Here is a 17594-nt window from a genome sequence, read left to right as displayed (position 1 = left end):
GTGAAGGGAAGTATTTTTGATGGCTAAAGTTGAAGTTAACCATAGCAAATATGAAGGGATTCGTTTTGACATCCAAGATGAGAACGTAATCCTTGTTGATATATTAGAAACCATTCCATATGAGTATGTAGGAAAAGATACGATGGTAACCATTCCTACAACTGAGTTCACATCTGTATGTCCATGGTCAGGTCTTCCGGATTTTGCTGATATTATCATCAGCTATATTCCAAATGAAGATCTAGTAGAAATGAAATCTTTGAAGTATTACCTAACTTCATATCGAAACGTTGGAATCTACCAAGAACATGCTACAAATCGTATTTTAGAAGATCTAGTAAAACTACTTAAGCCAAAGTACATTAAAGTAGTTGGAAACTGGAACGCGCGTGGCGGACTAGGAACAGAGGTAGTAGTAGAATATAAAGAAGAGAACAGCAAGTAAGTGAACAAAAACCTCCATTAGGAGGTTTTTCACGTTACGTGTAACCCGTTGTTTAGGAAAGGAGGATTCATAGATGAGCAGTACCATTAAACTAAAGAAAACACTACAAGAGAAATTGATGAGTCCAACCCGAGAATTTTCATATGATAGAGAAGAGGAAACGCTTCGGATTACAAATAAGGAAACAGGTAAAGGTGTAACCTTATCACTTGGTGGGCTCAGTGCGCGCTGGTCAAAAGAAAAAGATGAGCTTATTGATAAACTGGTGTATTACGTAGAAGAAGGATTGAATGCCGCTTCTCATGAAGGCGAGCTTTCAAATACTTTATCACGCATCTTTCCAGTCATTCGTTCTGCATCCTTTCCAATGGAAACGTCAGAAGGAGAAGAACTTTTTTATCGAGAGCACACAGCAGAGACAAGGATATATTATGCTTTAGACCTAGGCAAAACCTATAAGCTTCTTACGAATAATAAGATGAGGGAATTAAAGGTTGAAGAGTCTCAAATACTTGATTCGGCAAAATTCAATGTAAAGCGTTTATCAACAGATCATAAAGAAGATCAAGTTGCAGGAAATACGTTCTTCTTTTTAAACCATAACGATGGATACGATGCGAGCAGAATCCTAAACATTGCTTTCTTAGAAGAGATGAAGAAGAAAATCTCTGGAGAAATGGCAGTGGCTATACCACATCAGGATGTGTTGATCGTGGCAGATATTAAGAATAAGCAAGGATACGATATTTTGGCTCAGATGGCGATGCAATTTTTTATGAACGGACGAGTGCCGATCACAGCTTTACCGTTTATGTATGACAACAAAGAGTTAGAACCTGTCTTTATTTTAGCCAAGAATAGACCAATAGAAGAAGAAACAACAGATTGATTGATAATAAAAGCCGCTAGATCATCTAGTGGTTTTTATTTCTTATCTTTTAACATGCATGTGCTATAGATGAATATTTATACTATTGTTTCTCTTCTATTTTCGCTACAATAAAGAAACAACCAACAGAAATAGGTGAGAAGATGAGTTGGATAAAAAAATTAATGAACACGTTTTTTGATGATGAAAATGAAGATGATTCCTACTATGAGGAAGAGAGAACAAAAAGCCAGGAGCCTGTAAAAAAACAGCAATCACCTGAAAAAACGGAAAATAATCAGAGGACAAAGCCCGCTCCTTTTGCAAGCAATGGAAGAAAACCGTCTCCTTCAAATATTCAGCATCCTGCGAAAATGCTGCACAAGTATCCCGAGAATGCACCATTTCGTTTTCCTGTGATCCCTGATGAAAAAACGGTAAAACCAACTGCACAAAGACATACATATCAGCAGAAAGAGACACACTCGTATAAAGATCCTGTTAGGGAAGAAAAGTCATACAGAGAAGAACGTCCTGTTCGTGAGCAACGTACTCATCAAAATGACAATAGAAGACCTAAAGGTAAGTCTTCTGGCTTTAACCAAGAACCAAAAAGACAAGCTTTCAAAGCTTCAAACGTTCCTTCACCTGTTTACGGATACGAAAGAAGAAATAAAAGTGATGCACAGGTTAAGCCAGAACAAAAGGAAGCGACTCCTGAGGTGAAATCGAGGTTTACACCAACAGATGTTCCATCTCCTGTATACGGATATGGAAAGAGAAAGCCTGAAGGTATTTTGTTTATTGGTAGAGATATACCTGATAAAGATTCTGTGACTGAAGAACTTTTAAAGTCTGTTGAAGAAGTTTTACCTGCTGCAACAAAAGAAAGTTCAACGAATTCTCCAGAGCTAGAGATTGTAAGTGAGGCTTCTCATTTGCAGAGGGCAAACAATAGCATCGTTGATCAAAGCCAAATACAAGTCGTAGAAGAAGTCATAAATACTAATCAGGATTTAGTAGAAGAAGAACAGCATATTGAGTCACTTGAAATGATTGTTGAACCCGATATTGTCTATGTGTCAGAGGAAAATCCCGAGGTTCACAATTTGAGCGCGGGAAAACAAAACCAAATCAGTGAACCTGTTGATGTGTCTGAAGTTGCTGAAAAACGCACGGAAATTCCTGAAACACAGCCTGTTCAAGAGATAACTCCTAGTTTGGTACAAGAAAAGCAAGACCAAGAAAATGTAGTGAATGAACAAACACAGCTAAAGAAGGAAACCCCTAAAAGTGGCGGGCAATTCGTTCCTTTTAATGTGTTGATGCTAAAAAAAGACAGGAAATCACTAACTCGTCCTGTTTCCACACCAGATATTCAAAAGTCAGAGAGCAGACAAGCAACAAGAACAGAGTTAAACATCCATCAAAGAACTGAAGCTGTAGATAACCAGTTGTTTGTACCTTTGTCATTATTAAATAAAGCAAAGGTTTCACTCGAAGATGATGATCTTTGGTTAAACGAACAAAAGAACACACTTCAGTCAACACTGGATAACTTTAATGTGAATGCAAAAGTGGTTCACATGACAAAAGGTCCTGCAGTTACACGTTTTGAAGTTCAGCCTGCACCAGGCGTAAAGGTAAACAAGATCACTAACCTTACAGATGATATAAAACTTAGCCTGGCTGCTCGTGACATAAGAATTGAAGCGCCGATTCCCGGAAAGAATGCAATTGGTATAGAAGTGCCGAACCAACATAGCAGAGCTGTTTATTTACGTGAGATCATTGAAGATGATGTGTTTAAGGATTCAGCATCTTCCTTAACTGTGGCTCTCGGATTAGATATTTCAGGAGCACCTGTAGTGACAGATCTTCAAAAGATGCCGCACGGACTAATAGCAGGAGCGACAGGATCAGGAAAGAGCGTTTGTATCAACTCTATACTTGTGAGCTTGCTGTATAAAGCAAAGCCGGAAGATGTGAGATTGTTGCTTGTTGATCCTAAGATGGTCGAGCTTGCACCATACAATCACATTCCGCACCTAGTGACCCCTGTTATCACAGATGCAAAAGAAGCAACGGCTGCTTTAAAATGGGCGGTCGAAGAAATGGAACGTCGTTACGAAGCGTTTGCAAAAACAGGTGTACGAGAGATAAAGCGTTACAATCAAAAGATGGAAGAAGAGCAGCATTATAAAAACAAGATGCCGTATATTGTTGTGGTAATCGATGAGTTGGCTGACCTGATGATGGTTTCACCGCAAGAAGTTGAAGAAGCAATCTGCCGAATTGCTCAGAAAGCAAGAGCATGTGGTATCCATCTTCTACTTGCAACACAGCGGCCATCAGTAGATGTTATCACAGGATTGATCAAAGCCAATGTGCCAACTCGTACAGCATTCGCCGTTTCGTCCGCGATTGATTCACGGACCATTCTAGATATGAGTGGTGCAGAACGATTATTAGGACGAGGCGATATGCTCTTTATGGAGAATGGCTCGAACAAAGCGGTGCGTATTCAAGGAACGTTCGTATCTGATGAAGAAATTGAAGAAGTAGCGCGTTACGTAAAAGAAGAGTATCAAACAGAATATCTTTTTACTCGTGAAGAACTGATTCAGCATCAGCAAACAACAGAAGTAGAAGACGAACTTTTCGAAGAAGCTTGTTACTATGTTATAGAAGTAGGTGCAGCATCCTCTTCTAGCTTGCAGCGCAGATTTAGAATTGGTTACAACCGTGCAGCAAGATTAGTAGACATGATGGAAAGCTTCGGCCTCGTCTCTGAAACGATGGGAAGTAAACCAAGACATGTTCTTCTTACACAAGAAGAACTAGAGAGTCGTTTATATAGCGGTGTTGAGTAATAAATCAATAGGAAAGAGCTGATTGTGGGGGACGCCTTACATCGGCTCTTTCTTTTTGTAAGCAGATCGGCTTAGTCTACAATTTAACAGAAGTAAGGATATCGGCGAAAATAAAATGATATCGGCAAGAAACAGATTATATCGGGGAAATATAGCTTTTTATCCACAAGTTTCCTATTATATCGGCAAATTTGACATATTGAAATTTTTTTACGCTTTCTCGATAAGGACCACAGTTAACTTTCAAATGATTTTCTTGAGTTATTGTGCCTTGTTCGCTATTATAGTGTGGGGAATAGTTCCCTTTCTTTTATACCTTGGAATAAGTCATGAGGAGTAAATTAATGAAAGAGATAGAATTAAAGCTGCAAGGAAAAATCAAGCGGCTCACGAATAAAACATTTAAATTCGATGAACGGATCAGGGAAGGTTGGTTCTCTGCTGTTTATTTTCTTAAAACATGTGAGATTGTAGAATCATTCAAACCAGATAATATTGTAACCATGCAGTTCTTTCAAAAGAGTGACGCCGTCCTGTGCGGTTCAGATGAAGCGATCGCTCTTATTAAAACGTTTGCTAAGGATGTAGATTCTTTAGAGATTCATTCTTTAAAAGATGGAGATAAAATCTCCCCGTTTGAAACGGTGTTAACGATCAAGGGCCCTTATCAAAACTTTGGTTTCTTAGAAGGAATGATCGATGGAATTCTAGCCAGAAGAACGTCGGTTGCTACGAATGTTTATAATGTTGTGAAAGCTGCTAGTAAATCTGGTGTTCAGAAGCCGGTCATCTTTATGGGAGACCGAGACGACCATTTTGCACAGCAAGCTGGAGATGGTTATGCATCTTATATTGGTGGTTCAACCGCTCAGGCTACGCATGCGATGAATGAATGGTGGGGCAAAAAAGGGATGGGCACGATGCCACATGCTCTCATTCAAATCTTTAATGGGGATATTGTTGAAGCTACGAAAGCTTATCATGCGAAATACCCTGAAGACGATCTTATCTCACTTGTTGACTATAACAACGATGTGATTACAGATGCTTTAAAAGTAGCGAGAGAGTTTGGAGAGACGTTAAAAGGGGTAAGGGTTGATACTTCACGAACGATGGTCGATCAATATTTCTTTAGAAACCCTGATGTACTAGGTTCGTTTGATCCGAGGGGTGTGAATCCAGAACTGATCTTTGCACTTCGAAAAGCGCTGGATGAAGAAGGCTACCAACATGTTAAAATCGTTGTCAGCGGTGGATTTAAAAAAGAAAGAATCGAGCAGTTTGAAGAACAAAAAGTACCCGTAGATATTTATGGGGTAGGCAGCAATCTATTAAAGATCAATATTGGGTTTACCGGTGATAACGTTATGATGAATGAACAGCATCAAGCAAAAGCAGGAAGAATCTATCGCCATAATCCAAGACTAGAGCTAGTGGAATAACTGCTATTATTATTTTGGAGAAGTTGGGAAAAATAGATAAAAAGCTCTATTAGACTTTTATCATTTGTCTATCATGGTGAACGGACAACAACTTTGCTATAATGATTCAAGTATTCCGAATCAAGCCTGAATGTGCATAAATAACCGTTTCAGACAGCAGGCATATAATAATACAAATAGGCCTTTTAAAAGGTGTTCTTTTTGTGGAGGGCTATACATGACAAAATACCATTTTATTGGAATTAAAGGGACAGGAATGAGCCCGTTGGCACAAATCCTTCATGACACTGGTCATGATGTACAAGGATCTGATATTGAGCAATATATCTTTACTCAAACAGCACTTGAAGAGAAAAACATACCGGTGTTACCGTTTGACAAGAACAACGTCGAAGAAGGTCAAACGATTATCGCGGGTAATGCTTTTGGCGAACAGCATGAAGAGATTCAAGCTGCAAATGATAAAAATATTCCTATTCATAGATATCACCATTTCCTTGGAGAGTATCTATCTAACTTTACATCGATTGCAGTGACAGGATCACACGGGAAAACGTCAACAACAGGTTTATTAGCTCATGTTGTTGGTGCTGCTAAGCCTACTTCTTATCTAATCGGTGATGGAACAGGTAAAGGTAGCAAGGGAAGCGAATACTTCGTGTTTGAAGCATGTGAGTATCGCAGACATTTCTTATCTTATAATCCGGACTACGCGATTATCACAAACATTGATTTTGATCATCCTGATTATTTTTCTGATTTAAAAGATGTAATCAGTGCCTTCCAAGCGATGGCGATGCAAGTGAAAAAGGCAATCATCGCATGTGGTGATGATGCAAACCTTCAAGAGATTCATGCACAAGTGCCCGTCGTATTCTATGGCTTTGGAGATCATAACGATTTCCAAGCTAAGAATGTTAATCGTGGTGATGAAGGAACAACGTTTGATGTATTTGTTCGCAACACGTTTTATGGCACGTTCCAGATTCCTGGATACGGCACACACAACGTACTGAACGCACTGGCTGTCATTGCGATCTGTCATTATGAAACATTACCGATGGATATTATTAAAGAGCAATTGAAGAGCTTTACTGGTGTTAAAAGAAGATTCTCTGAAAAAACAGTTGGTGATCAAATCTTGATCGATGACTATGCTCATCATCCGACTGAGATTAAAGTAACGATTGAAGCAACTAAGTATAAGTACAAAAATCGTGAAGTGGTAGCTATCTTCCAACCACATACATTTACACGAACAAAGACATTCTTAGACGAATTTGCAGCAGCCCTAAGTGAAGCGGATCATGTTTACCTCTGCGACATTTTTGGTTCTGCAAGAGAGAATGCTGGAAATCTATCAATCGAGAATTTGATAGAAAAAATTCCAAACGCACAATTCATTACAGAAGATAAAGTGGATGTACTAAAAAAATACAAAGATGGTGTTTTATTGTTCATGGGTGCTGGAGATATTCAAAAGTTCCAAAGAGCATATGAAGAAACACTGACTGCAAAACCATAAAAAAGCTGTTTTCGTATTCTTTGTTGTTTTTGAAAGTAGTGATTTCCGTTGCAGATGCTCGCTTTCCGCGGGGCAGCCGGTGAGCCACATTCGTACGTTTCCGTATAAGTGTCTCACCTGCCCACCTGTCCCGCAGGAGTCTCGCACCTTCCACTACAATCAAATAGTCAAAGAAGGAAATATAAACAACTCAAAAGCAACAATCTCCTAGAAAACAGCCTAAAAAAAGACTTGCCGGCCGGCAAGTCTTTTTCTTATGGGTGAAGCTTGTACTAAATTGATAAGTTGCTTGTAGCGTAAGGTGCGTGTCTACCAATTGATAAACTTCTCGCAAGGTAGGCGAGCGGGTTGACCGCACGCACCCAGGTACTCATCAACTAGTATTACTTTAAATTCTCAGGGTTTAATTGCTCTAATTCAGGCAGAACGAAAACGCCATCTTTACGGATCAACACGTCATCAAAGAAGATTTCCCCGCCGCCGTAATCAGGACGCTGGATCATGACCATATCCCAATGGATGTTTGATTCATTTCCGTTATACGCTTCTTCATACGCTTGACCAGGCGTAAAGTGGAAGCTGCCGTCGATCTTCTCATCGAAAAGAATATCTTTCATCGGATGCTTGATGAACGGGTTAACACCGATCGCAAACTCACCTACATAACGTGAACCTTCATCGGTATCGAAAATTTTGTTGATGCGTTCAGAATCGTTTGCTGTCGCTTTTACAATCTTACCGTTTTCAAACGTCAACTGTACATTTTCAAACGTAAAGCCGTTATATGGAGATGGCGTGTTATACGAAATCGTTCCGTTAACAGAGTCTTTAACGGGAGCTGTGAACACTTCGCCATCTGGAATGTTGTTTTGTCCTGAACATTTAATGGATGGAATATCTTTGATCGAGAACGATAGATCAGTTCCCGGCCCTGTTATGCGAACTTTATCCGTCTTATCCATCAAATCTTTTAGTGCAGTCATCGCGTCATCCATTTTTCCATAGTCAAGGTTACATACTTCAAAATAGAAGTCTTCAAAAGCTTCTGTACTCATGCTAGCAGATTGTGCCATAGATGCGTTCGGATAACGAAGCACACACCATTTCGTCTTTTTGATACGAATCTTACGGTGCATCGCAAAGATTGTTTTTTCATAAAGTGCCATTTTTTCAGAAGGAACATCAGACATTTCGTTGATGTTGTCACCTGAACGAAGACCGATATAAGCATCCATCTGGTTCATAAGATCACCTTCGTGCTTCGCGATCATTTCCATCTGTTCTTCAGTTGCTTGTGTGTATTGAGCGCGCATTACAGAATGGTCTTTTAGTAAAACGAATGGAAAACCGCCAGCAGCATATGCTTCTTGAACAAGTGCGTTCACGAGTTCTTTTTGCAGTCCAAAGTTTTCAATTAATACTTTTTCACCTTTTTGCAGGTTTACCGAATATGTAATCAAGTTTTTTGCTAGTTGTTGAATTCTTGGATCTCTCATGTTGAAGAAGCCCCCTATATATTTGATATCTTCTTTATTTTAACTTAATTTAAACAATTTGTAATGTTCTAGAAAAGGATTTTAATGAAGTGGTAAAGAATACTATTAAAAAACACGTTTCCTTTGATAAAAACTCGGGAAAAAGCAATAATATACTTTCAGGAGGTGTCTCGAATAATGGATATCATTATCTCAATCAGTGTAGCATTAGTCGCAGTTGCATTTGTCGTACTCGTTTATTTTTTATCAGGGGCTTTAAAATCTTTACAAATTACCCTCAATCATGTCGCGGTAACGCTAGAAAGTCTAGAGAAGCAATTAGATGGCGTAACGCGCGAGACAACCGATTTGTTACATAAAACAAACCAGTTAGCCGAGGATGTTCAAAAGAAATCAGATTCACTTAACAACGTGTTCTCTGCAGTTCAAGATTTCGGTCAATCCGTTCAAAAGGTGAACCAATCTGTTCGCAAAGTAACAGACCAGATTACGGTTGAAACAGAGCGACAGTCTAAGCAAATATCGCAAGCGGTTCAATGGGGAAATGCAGCATTGAATTTATGGGAAAAATACAAACTCAAAAAATCCAATGTTGAAACAACACAAAGACAATATTCCAGAGGAGGAGTGTAAATGAGCAACAATAACAACCAAAACATTGACAGCAAAGATTTTATTATCGGTGCTCTTGTTGGTGGTATGTTAGGGGCTGCAGCAGCGCTTTTATTAGCGCCTAAAGCAGGAAAGGAATTGCGAAGCGATCTGAATGAACAAGCTGTCTATCTAAAGGATAAAAGTAATGAGATCTCTCATTTGGCACGTGAAAAATCCTCAAACATTGTTAAGACAGTATCTGAGCAGTCGAATCAAGTTGCAACAAAGGTAAAAGATCTTACTTCAAACCTTCGTAAAGACATCGATAAATGGCGTGCGAAAGAAGAAGAAAACGCGTCTGAACTGTATGGTGAAATTACAGACGATATCCAAGATGAAGGCAAATTAGACTACGATCCTGCTAATGAGCAAGAATTAGTCGAGCAAAAATATTGATAAGTAATGTGTGAATATGAAAAGATAAGAAAAAGAACTTGTTTCTTTTTCTTTTCTTTTTATGATGGAGGTAGAAATCAATATGTCACTTATTCAACTACAGAACGAACAAGATTGGAATCTAGTCAAAGAACAAAGAAACCGCATTATTTTGATGAAGAACAGTACTACATGTCCTGTGAGTCATGAAGCTTTTAAAGAATTCCAAAAGTTTGCAGCAGATAACGAGAACGAAACATTGTATTATTTGAACGTTCAAGATGCAAGGTCATTAAGCAATGCGATTGCAGAGCAAACAGGAGTGAAGCACGAATCACCTCAAGTATTAATCTTCGATGGAGATAATGTGGTTTGGCATGATTCTCATTGGAACATCACCAATAAAAAGCTTGCACAAGCAAATGAAAAAACAAAAGCGTAGCAGAAATGCTACGCTTTTTTCTTTGTTTTTAAACAAGCATTTCAAATTTTAATAGCAGTTTATCTCCTGTTTGAATCTCGGTTTGAAAGCCTGCCTTTTCACCATTCTTTAACAGAATCAAGCTCTCACCAGGCTTTGGTTGGAGAACTAGTTCAACTTCTGTAAACACATCCTGAAAAATAAACGCTTTTTGATCTGTCATTTTCATCAAAAGCCTTTCCTGGTGATAAAGAACTGAATCCAAACGAAGCTTTTCTTCTTCCCGATAAAAGCTATAGAGTGGCCGGACTAGAGTTAGTTCTTCCTCGTTAAAAATAACCGTACATGATTGATGCAGATTTACGTCTAGAGCATCCGTTACATGTTTTAAAGTTATTTGCTCTTCTTCAGTACGTTGATACTCTAATCGATCTCCATCATGCCATAATGTGTTCAGATTAACTCTTTGCTCGTTCAGATACACCGAATCAGTGAGTTTTGTTGGAATGGAAAGAGGCTTGCCATCTACAAAAATAGTAAAATGCGACCGTTTTGTTTCGCTGTTCCATTCTTTTAGATCAAATATATCTATAAGGGTAGAAGGGAAACGATAATAGCATTCATCTCTATCTTGTATTATCGTATCTGCACATACACGTTGTTCATTAATAAAATAATGAGTTTCAAACGTCTCAGCCTTACCGTTCACCCATAACGTTTTTACAGAGTGATCGTCATAAGCTTCTTGAATGGTAACCTCTGCATCCTCGCCGTTTTGTCCGGATTCATAATGAATCGTAGCACCCTCTAAGATTTCATCTGACAGGGTGCTGTAAACGCCATTCATCTTGATGGAAGGAGCTGAACCGATCTTTCCTTTAAACATTTTCACTTCACCATTCAACCGAACCATCAATCCCAATCCAGGTTTACCATAAAGTTTCGAAAGATCAGCTCCTCCAGCAATCAAGGCATCACCGATCGTAAGTTTTTTCACTTGAAATAAACGTATTGTCTTTGCATTCACAGAGACGGTTACATATTTAACTGGATTTTCTTTAGCCGCAATACCGATACCTACAGGTGTTACGAGTTCAGGACCTTCTTCTTTTAATGTAGGGATCAAGGATTGGATAGCGTTAAGCCCTCGAATCGCTACGCGTTCAATAGGCAGATTTAGAATTTCAGCCACTTTCTCACGTAATAGAGGTGTTAGACTGCCTCCTCCAACAAGCATGATCGCCTGAGGTGCTTTGGCGTTCAACCGAAGAATCTCCTTCGTAATTCCAACTGCTAAACTTTCTATGGAATACCCGATCATCGAGATGACTTCAGATGTGTCTTTTTGCGATGGGAACCCTAAGATGTCAGTATAGGTTACAACTGTTTCTTCAGTTAACGATCGTTTAAGCTGCTCAGCTACAGGAAAATCTAACAAAAAAGCAGAACTGATGGCTTCCGTAATTTCATCTCCTGCGACCGGAACCATACCATACGCAATAACTGTCCCTTGAGCGGTAATCGCAATATCTGAAGTACCTGCTCCAATATCAACAAGAGCTACATTTAACCTACGCATAGAAGGCGGAATTAGCACATTGATTGCTGCGATTGGTTCTAACGTTAGAGCTTCCATTTCAAGCCCAGCTTCGTCTAGAGCTTTCATTAAGGAATCAACAACCACTCTCGGTAAAAATGTAGCGATGACTTCTACACTAGCTTTGTTTCCTTGCTGACCGATAAAGCTCCCGATCTCCTGCTCGTCGAGGTAATAATGAAGAACAGAATATCCAACGCAATCGTAGAGTAAATTTGAATTCTCATCTAATAGGCTCGCTAACTGGTATTGAGCCTGTTGAACCGCTGCAAGTTCCATATGGATCACTTCTTCATTTGAAGTGATTTCACCTAGTGAAAGATCTTTTTCAGAACGGCCTTTCACGGTCTTAAGAGCTCTCCCTGCTGCAGCAACACAAACTTTAGTAAGCGAACCTACTTCAAGTTCGAGCTGATTTTTTATAGTCTTTATTACTCTGGCGACAGCAGGTATATGGTGGATCTGCCCATCAAGCATAGAACGCTCTTCATGTTCGATCATTTTTTTATGTAAAATTTCATACTTTCCGTTTACATGCTGTTTTAAAATCATACCGACCACGGAGCGTGTACCGATATCTAATGCGAATAAAAGATTTTTGTCCACGAAGGCACCTCTTTTTGTTACGATAGATGTATAGGTCTTATAAGTTTATTAGAAAACGTCCCAATTATTAGAAATGTATCATATTTCTTACATTATATAAATACTGAGGTGCTCATATATGAATCATCTAGAGTTAAACACGTTACGGTCCGAGCTTGATGTTGTAAATAAAGAATTGTTAGCATTGATCAATAAACGAGGTAAGATTGTTCAGCGAATCGGTGAGATTAAATCCGATCAAGGTATGAAGAAGTACGATCCTGTTAGAGAAAGGCATATGTTAGATCTCGTTTCATCAGAGAACCAAGGACCCTTTGAAACGAGTACACTTCACCATCTTTTTAAAGAAATTTTTAAAGCAGGTCTCGAATTACAAGAAGTGAATCACAAAAAAGAGCTTCTTGTCTCGAGAAAACAAAGACCTGAAGATACGGTTATTTCTGTTAAAGGTCTGGAGATCGGAAACGGAAATCCTATTTTGATTGCTGGACCGTGTGCTGTAGAGAGTTATGAACAAACAGCTTCAGTCGCAGAAGCTGTTACGAAGAATGGTGTGAAGTTGTTACGAGGCGGAGCGTTCAAACCTCGAACGTCACCTTATGATTTCCAAGGTTTAGGCGTGGAAGGACTTCAGATTCTGAAAAAAGTGGCAGATGAATACAATTGTGCGGTAATCAGTGAAATCGTCCATCCCCAAGACCTTGATATGGCATGTGAGTATTTAGACATCATTCAAATTGGTGCTAGAAACATGCAGAACTATGAGCTGTTAAAAGCAGCTGGAAGACTCAATAAGCCTGTTTTATTAAAAAGAGGACTCGCAGCAACACTTGATGAGTTTATCAACTCAGCTGAATATATCATGTCACAAGGAAATGGGCAGATCATCCTTTGTGAAAGAGGTATTCGAACGTATGAACGGGCAACACGAAACACGTTGGATATTACAGCGGTGCCCATTTTAAAACAAGAAACACACCTGCCTGTGTTTGTAGATGTAACGCATTCAACAGGGAGAAAAGATCTGCTCCTTCCAGCTGCAAAGGCAGCTTTTGCAATCGGTGCAGATGGAGTGATGGCAGAAGTACATCCAGACCCAGCCGTAGCTTTGTCGGATGCTGCACAGCAGATGAACATCGAAGAATTTCAAAGATTTGTTGAAGAACTTGTTTCTTCCCGTTTTCTTAAACTAAATCAGATGGTTTAATAAGTAGAGAACCGGTCAGCTTTTGTGATAAATGCTGCCGGTTTTTTTTATATATCAATATCCACTCTGAAAAAGTGTATGATTCTGCCTATTTTCGCCAAAAATAAGTAAAATAGGTGCATTTTATTTTATTCTTTTTTTAATGTATGAATAAATGGTGAAACATGTCTCTATTCGTTGCCTACTTTACTACTTTATCGTATGATAATAGCATTACATAGCTGTCGGATATGCAGTATATAAGGAGGATTTTTTTTGAATACAACAATTTATGATGTAGCTCGTGAGGCAGGTGTCTCAATGGCAACGGTTTCTCGTGTTGTTAACGGAAACCCAAACGTCAAGCCATCTACTAGAAAGAAAGTGCTTGAAGCGATCGAAAGGTTAGGCTACCGTCCGAATGCAGTAGCAAGGGGACTAGCAAGCAAGAAAACAACAACGGTCGGCGTTATCATTCCGGATATCTCTAGCATCTTTTTTGCCGAACTCGCTCGTGGTATTGAAGATATTGCAACCATGTACAAATACAACATTATCCTTTGTAACTCTGATCAGAACAAAGATAAAGAGATCCATCTGTTAAACACTTTACTAGGTAAGCAGGTGGACGGAATTGTATTCATGGGCGGGAAGATCACAGAAGAGCATGTAGAAGAATTCAAGCGTGCGGCTGTTCCAATCGTTATGGCTGCTACAGTGGATATGAACGAAGAAGTTCCATCTGTAAACATCGACTATCAAAATGCTGTTTATGAAGCGGTTTCTCACTTGCTTGAAAAAGGTCATTCATCTGTTGCGATGGTAACAGGACCACTAGAAGACCCAATCAACGGCTATTATAAGTTCAATGGTTACCGTAAAGCGTTAGAAGAACATGGTAAAAAGGTTGATGAAAGTCAAGTATTCGTTGGTGAATACACATATGATTCTGGAATCGAAGCGATCGAAAGCTTCTTAGACAGTGGAAACAAACCTTCAGCTGTTTTTGTAGGTACGGATGAAATGGCATTAGGAGTAATTCACGGTGCACAAGACCGAGGTTTGAGCGTGCCGGAGGATCTTGAAGTAATTGGTTTCGATAACACAAGACTGGCTACGATGGTTCGTCCAACGTTATCAACAGTCGTTCAACCGATGTATGATATCGGAGCGGTAGCGATGCGATTGTTAACAAAATTGATGAACAAAGAAACGGTCGAAGAACATACGGTAGTATTGCCTCATCGTATTCAATTCAGAAATTCTACAAAACAATAATGAAGTGTTGAGGTGGGCGAAGTGAGAATTGGCATCATCGGTGCGATGGACGAAGAAATCGTTTATATGAAAGAAGCACTTGATATCTATGGGGAAAGCGTTTTTGCTCAAAATAAATTTTATGAAGGAACACATCATAACAAAGAGGTCGTATTATGTAAGTCTGGTGTAGGGAAGGTTAACGCAGCGATTACCACTCAGATTCTTATCGATCGCTTTCAAGTCACTCATGTTCTTTTCACAGGAGTAGCAGGCGCACTTGATCCTGAACTGGAAGTAGGAGACATTGTGATCTCATCAAGTGCAATGCAGCATGATATGGATGCTTCTGCATTGAGCCCTGATTTTCCAAAAGGAACGATTCCGATGTTTGCGTTTGATTCTGAATTTAGAGCAGATGTTCACTTAGTAAAACTTGCAGAAACAGCAGCAGAAAGATTACAAGGACCGAAAGTGAAGATCGGCAAAGTACTGAGCGGTGATCAGTTTATCGCTGATCGTGAACTGGTTGAAGTCTATTCAGCTCTTTTCAACGGAACTTGCATTGAAATGGAAGGGTCAGCAGTGGCTCAGGCTTCATTCTTAAATGAAGTACCTTTCGTAATCATCCGTTCGATCTCTGATAAAGCAAACGGCGAAGCGCCAGCTAGCTTTGCTGAATTCACAGCATTAGCTGCACGCCGTTCGTCAGATATGGTAGAAACGATTATAGAATCATTATAGAATGTGCTATGGAAAACTGACCCGTCAATGGATGGGTCAGTTTTTTTGGTTCTGGGTCATGAGGGTTTTATGGATTTGTCGAAAAGTGGTTAAAAATTTTTATCCGTGAAATTACTTTACATTACCGCGAAATTAATTCTATTTAACGGGAATATATTTTCGATTACCGTGAAATTATGAACATGCACTTAAAACGCTTGTCATCTACAGCTATTTTCAGGATTTAAAACATAGAAAAAGAGGACTAAACGATATAGTCCTCTTTCGTTATGAACTCTTTTTAATGGAATATAAGCTTTTTTCCAATGTTGCTCTGTTTTTGGATGTAATCTCATCTTTTCTTGGAATGGGTTTGTAGATTCCGGATTCATCTTCCCATGTAGGAGGAAGAGGGTGCTTCGCTTCATTCGTCCAACGCTTTAGCCAGTTCTCTGCGATCTGTCCGGAAGGTGCTTGATCGTTCATCACACACCATAAATAAGACCAAGCACGAGGAACGACACGCCAAATATCATAACCGCCACCGCCTGTTGCAATCCAGCGGCCGCCACAATATTTTTCAGCAACTTTCTTTGCGATCCTTGGAATTTCCGTATAGGTTTTCATCGTTACAGATAAATGTGTTAAAGGATCATAATAATGAGCATCAACACCATTTTGGGTAATGATAACGTCTGGTTTGAAAAATTCTGCAACTTCCCACAAGCTCTTTTCATAGCACTCTAAGAAGGATTCATCTTCTGTAAAGGCATCAACAGGAACATTAAAGGAAAAGCCATACCCTTTTCCAGCTCCTTTTTCATGGATGGATCCAGTACCAGGAAATAAGTAGCGTCCTGTTTCGTGGATGGAAAGGGTGCAAACATCTGGATCATCATAAAAAGCCCACTGCACACCATCACCATGATGAGCATCCGTATCAACATATAAAACACGTGCATTGTATTTTCGTTTCATATATTCAATTGCGATTGAGCTGTCATTGTAGATACAGAACCCAGAAGCTTTTCCTCTAAAACCGTGATGCAGTCCCCCGCTAAGGCTAAGAGCATGCTTGGACTTTCCTTCCATCACATGATCTACCGCTGTAAGAGTGGCACCAACGATCCAGCTGCTGGCTTCATGCATGTTTGGGAATATGGGTGTATCTTCTGTACCGAGTCCATAATTTAGAGCGATTTCACGATTAAGCTGTCCTTGTCCGGCTTGCTTTACAGCTTCTACATAGCCAGGATCATGAATCAATATAATCTCCTCATCTGTTGCTTGTCTAGGCTTGATGATCTGATCGTCATTCAAACAGCCTGAATCTCTTAACAACTCATAAGCAAGCTGAACTCTAAGCTGATTGAAGGGATGCGTCTCACTGAACTTATATCCTAATAGGTCTGGTGAATAAACAAAAACAGAATCATTTTTCATCGCGTTCACCCGGTACAGGTGGCCATTTCACTTCATAGCCGTTATCAATTAAGTGTTCGATGACCGGAAGCGGGTTCATCGTTCCAACGCGAAATACGATAATCTTTTCTCGCTCATTATGAGAAGGATAGACGAGAACTGAGCTGATGTTCAAGTGGAAATCTTTTAAGACACTCGCTACTTTAGCTAATTCACCAGCTTCGTTCGGTACGACTACTTCTAGATGAGACCCAGGCTGATGGGTGCCTGTTAAAAGGATGAAGGCATGTAACATCTCTCTTTCAGTTACTAGACCAACTAACTTCGTCTCTTCCAGCACTGGAATACAGCTCACATTGTGTTCATAAAAAATCGTAGAAAGTTCTTCTGCTATGTCGAAAGGATGAGCTGAAAAGATAGCTTGTTTCATGATGCTTGAAACCGGTTTTTCAAAATCTTCTGGATGCTCGTTCTGGTGAAAAATTGATGGACTGGCATCCTTCACTTCTCGATCTGTAACAAGACCTAGAAAATCTCCGTTCTTGTCAATCACAGGCAAGTTTCGAATATCTTTTTCTAACATTAATTGAATGGCTGTACCGATCGTCTCGCTTTCATGAATCGTTACAACATTCTTCTGCATCATATTTTGAACGATCATATCGTAACACTCCCATTTGATTTCTCTCTAGTCTACTGATTGG

General features: G+C 39.5%; 15 protein-coding genes. 11 read left to right on the top strand and 4 right to left on the bottom strand.

What is annotated here, in order from left to right; all coding sequences use genetic code 11:
- Nucleotides 1-19: 19 nt before the first annotated feature.
- The 5 genes from queF to murC all read left to right on the top strand — a co-directional run bounded on the left by queF (nt 20) and on the right by murC (nt 7153).
- Nucleotides 20-445 carry a preQ(1) synthase gene (gene queF / locus H9648_RS01245; protein ID WP_066396893.1) on the top strand — a complete coding sequence of 142 codons (426 nt, stop codon included), beginning with the start codon at nt 20-22 and terminating at the stop codon, nt 443-445.
- Between the two features lie 73 nt (nt 446-518).
- Nucleotides 519-1334, top strand: a complete 816-nt coding sequence (locus H9648_RS01240; RefSeq protein ID WP_191751974.1) for a DUF1444 family protein — start codon at nt 519-521, stop codon at nt 1332-1334.
- Nucleotides 1335-1477: 143 nt separating this feature from the next.
- On the top strand, nt 1478-4186 hold the full coding sequence (locus tag H9648_RS01235; protein ID WP_191751973.1) for a DNA translocase FtsK: 2709 nt from the start codon (nt 1478-1480) through the stop codon (nt 4184-4186).
- A 344-nt stretch (nt 4187-4530) separates the two neighbouring features.
- Complete coding sequence (locus H9648_RS01230) at nt 4531-5628, top strand: nicotinate phosphoribosyltransferase (protein WP_191751972.1); 1098 nt, start codon at nt 4531-4533, stop codon at nt 5626-5628.
- Between the two features lie 217 nt (nt 5629-5845).
- A complete protein-coding gene (gene murC / locus H9648_RS01225) occupies nt 5846-7153 on the top strand; it encodes a UDP-N-acetylmuramate--L-alanine ligase (RefSeq protein WP_191751971.1) in 1308 nt (435 codons plus the stop codon).
- 383 nt (nt 7154-7536) lie between these two features.
- Here murC and H9648_RS01220 read toward each other — a convergent pair whose 3' ends face one another.
- Nucleotides 7537-8649, bottom strand: a complete 1113-nt coding sequence (locus H9648_RS01220; protein WP_137788625.1) for an aminopeptidase — start codon at nt 8647-8649, stop codon at nt 7537-7539.
- A 177-nt stretch (nt 8650-8826) separates the two neighbouring features.
- Between H9648_RS01220 and H9648_RS01215 the strand changes: the two genes are divergently transcribed.
- The 3 genes from H9648_RS01215 to ytxJ all read left to right on the top strand — a co-directional run bounded on the left by H9648_RS01215 (nt 8827) and on the right by ytxJ (nt 10120).
- A complete protein-coding gene (locus H9648_RS01215) occupies nt 8827-9282 on the top strand; it encodes a DUF948 domain-containing protein (protein WP_066396872.1) in 456 nt (151 codons plus the stop codon).
- Nucleotides 9283-9699 carry a YtxH domain-containing protein gene (locus H9648_RS01210; protein WP_191751970.1) on the top strand — a complete coding sequence of 139 codons (417 nt, stop codon included), beginning with the start codon at nt 9283-9285 and terminating at the stop codon, nt 9697-9699.
- 82 nt (nt 9700-9781) lie between these two features.
- Entirely contained in the window at nt 9782-10120 is a 339-nt protein-coding gene (gene ytxJ, locus H9648_RS01205; RefSeq protein WP_144698574.1) for a bacillithiol system redox-active protein YtxJ, read from the top strand.
- A 28-nt stretch (nt 10121-10148) separates the two neighbouring features.
- On the opposite strand, the gene H9648_RS01200 is transcribed toward ytxJ, so the two are convergent.
- Nucleotides 10149-12302 carry a cell division protein FtsA gene (locus H9648_RS01200; RefSeq protein WP_191751969.1) on the bottom strand — a complete coding sequence of 718 codons (2154 nt, stop codon included), beginning with the start codon at nt 12300-12302 and terminating at the stop codon, nt 10149-10151.
- Between the two features lie 118 nt (nt 12303-12420).
- Here H9648_RS01200 and H9648_RS01195 point away from each other — a divergent pair, with 118 nt between their 5' ends.
- From H9648_RS01195 to H9648_RS01185, 3 genes are all read left to right on the top strand, one after another.
- Nucleotides 12421-13509, top strand: coding sequence for a bifunctional 3-deoxy-7-phosphoheptulonate synthase/chorismate mutase (locus H9648_RS01195; protein WP_191751968.1), 1089 nt, complete (start codon nt 12421-12423; stop codon nt 13507-13509).
- 255 nt (nt 13510-13764) lie between these two features.
- Nucleotides 13765-14766, top strand: a complete 1002-nt coding sequence (gene ccpA / locus H9648_RS01190) for a catabolite control protein A (RefSeq protein ID WP_191751967.1) — start codon at nt 13765-13767, stop codon at nt 14764-14766.
- Nucleotides 14767-14787: 21 nt separating this feature from the next.
- Nucleotides 14788-15489 (top strand): 5'-methylthioadenosine/adenosylhomocysteine nucleosidase, encoded by a 702-nt coding sequence (locus H9648_RS01185; protein WP_191751966.1) that lies wholly within the window; start codon nt 14788-14790, stop codon nt 15487-15489.
- A gap of 267 nt (nt 15490-15756) precedes the next feature.
- Here the strand turns inward: H9648_RS01185 and H9648_RS01180 are convergent, their stop codons facing one another.
- Both H9648_RS01180 and H9648_RS01175 read right to left on the bottom strand, forming a co-directional pair.
- Nucleotides 15757-16911 carry an acetoin utilization protein AcuC gene (locus tag H9648_RS01180; protein ID WP_191751965.1) on the bottom strand — a complete coding sequence of 385 codons (1155 nt, stop codon included), beginning with the start codon at nt 16909-16911 and terminating at the stop codon, nt 15757-15759.
- A complete protein-coding gene (locus H9648_RS01175) occupies nt 16901-17551 on the bottom strand; it encodes an acetoin utilization AcuB family protein (protein ID WP_191751964.1) in 651 nt (216 codons plus the stop codon). Before H9648_RS01175 ends, H9648_RS01180 begins: the two co-directional genes overlap by 11 nt.
- Nucleotides 17552-17594 lie beyond the last annotated feature (43 nt).

This window comes from Fictibacillus norfolkensis (assembly GCF_014836645.1).
In the GTDB taxonomy this organism is placed as follows: Bacteria; Bacillota; Bacilli; order Bacillales; family Fictibacillaceae; genus Fictibacillus; species Fictibacillus norfolkensis.
This window is presented reverse-complemented; position numbering and strand designations above follow the sequence as displayed.

What these genes read in the sequence shown, in the direction of transcription:
- H9648_RS01215 (WP_066396872.1), top strand. Translation starts at nt 8,827, where the DNA reads ATGGATATCATTATCTCAATCAGTGTAGCATTAGTCGCAGTTGCATTT.
- murC (WP_191751971.1), top strand. Translation starts at nt 5,846, where the DNA reads ATGACAAAATACCATTTTATTGGAATTAAAGGGACAGGAATGAGCCCG.
- H9648_RS01230 (WP_191751972.1), top strand. Translation starts at nt 4,531, where the DNA reads ATGAAAGAGATAGAATTAAAGCTGCAAGGAAAAATCAAGCGGCTCACG.
- ytxJ (WP_144698574.1), top strand. Translation starts at nt 9,782, where the DNA reads ATGTCACTTATTCAACTACAGAACGAACAAGATTGGAATCTAGTCAAA.
- queF (WP_066396893.1), top strand. Translation starts at nt 20, where the DNA reads ATGGCTAAAGTTGAAGTTAACCATAGCAAATATGAAGGGATTCGTTTT.
- H9648_RS01195 (WP_191751968.1), top strand. Translation starts at nt 12,421, where the DNA reads ATGAATCATCTAGAGTTAAACACGTTACGGTCCGAGCTTGATGTTGTA.
- H9648_RS01180 (WP_191751965.1), bottom strand. Translation starts at nt 16,911, where the DNA reads ATGAAAAATGATTCTGTTTTTGTTTATTCACCAGACCTATTAGGATAT.
- H9648_RS01235 (WP_191751973.1), top strand. Translation starts at nt 1,478, where the DNA reads ATGAGTTGGATAAAAAAATTAATGAACACGTTTTTTGATGATGAAAAT.
- H9648_RS01210 (WP_191751970.1), top strand. Translation starts at nt 9,283, where the DNA reads ATGAGCAACAATAACAACCAAAACATTGACAGCAAAGATTTTATTATC.
- H9648_RS01240 (WP_191751974.1), top strand. Translation starts at nt 519, where the DNA reads ATGAGCAGTACCATTAAACTAAAGAAAACACTACAAGAGAAATTGATG.
- H9648_RS01175 (WP_191751964.1), bottom strand. Translation starts at nt 17,551, where the DNA reads ATGATCGTTCAAAATATGATGCAGAAGAATGTTGTAACGATTCATGAA.
- H9648_RS01220 (WP_137788625.1), bottom strand. Translation starts at nt 8,649, where the DNA reads ATGAGAGATCCAAGAATTCAACAACTAGCAAAAAACTTGATTACATAT.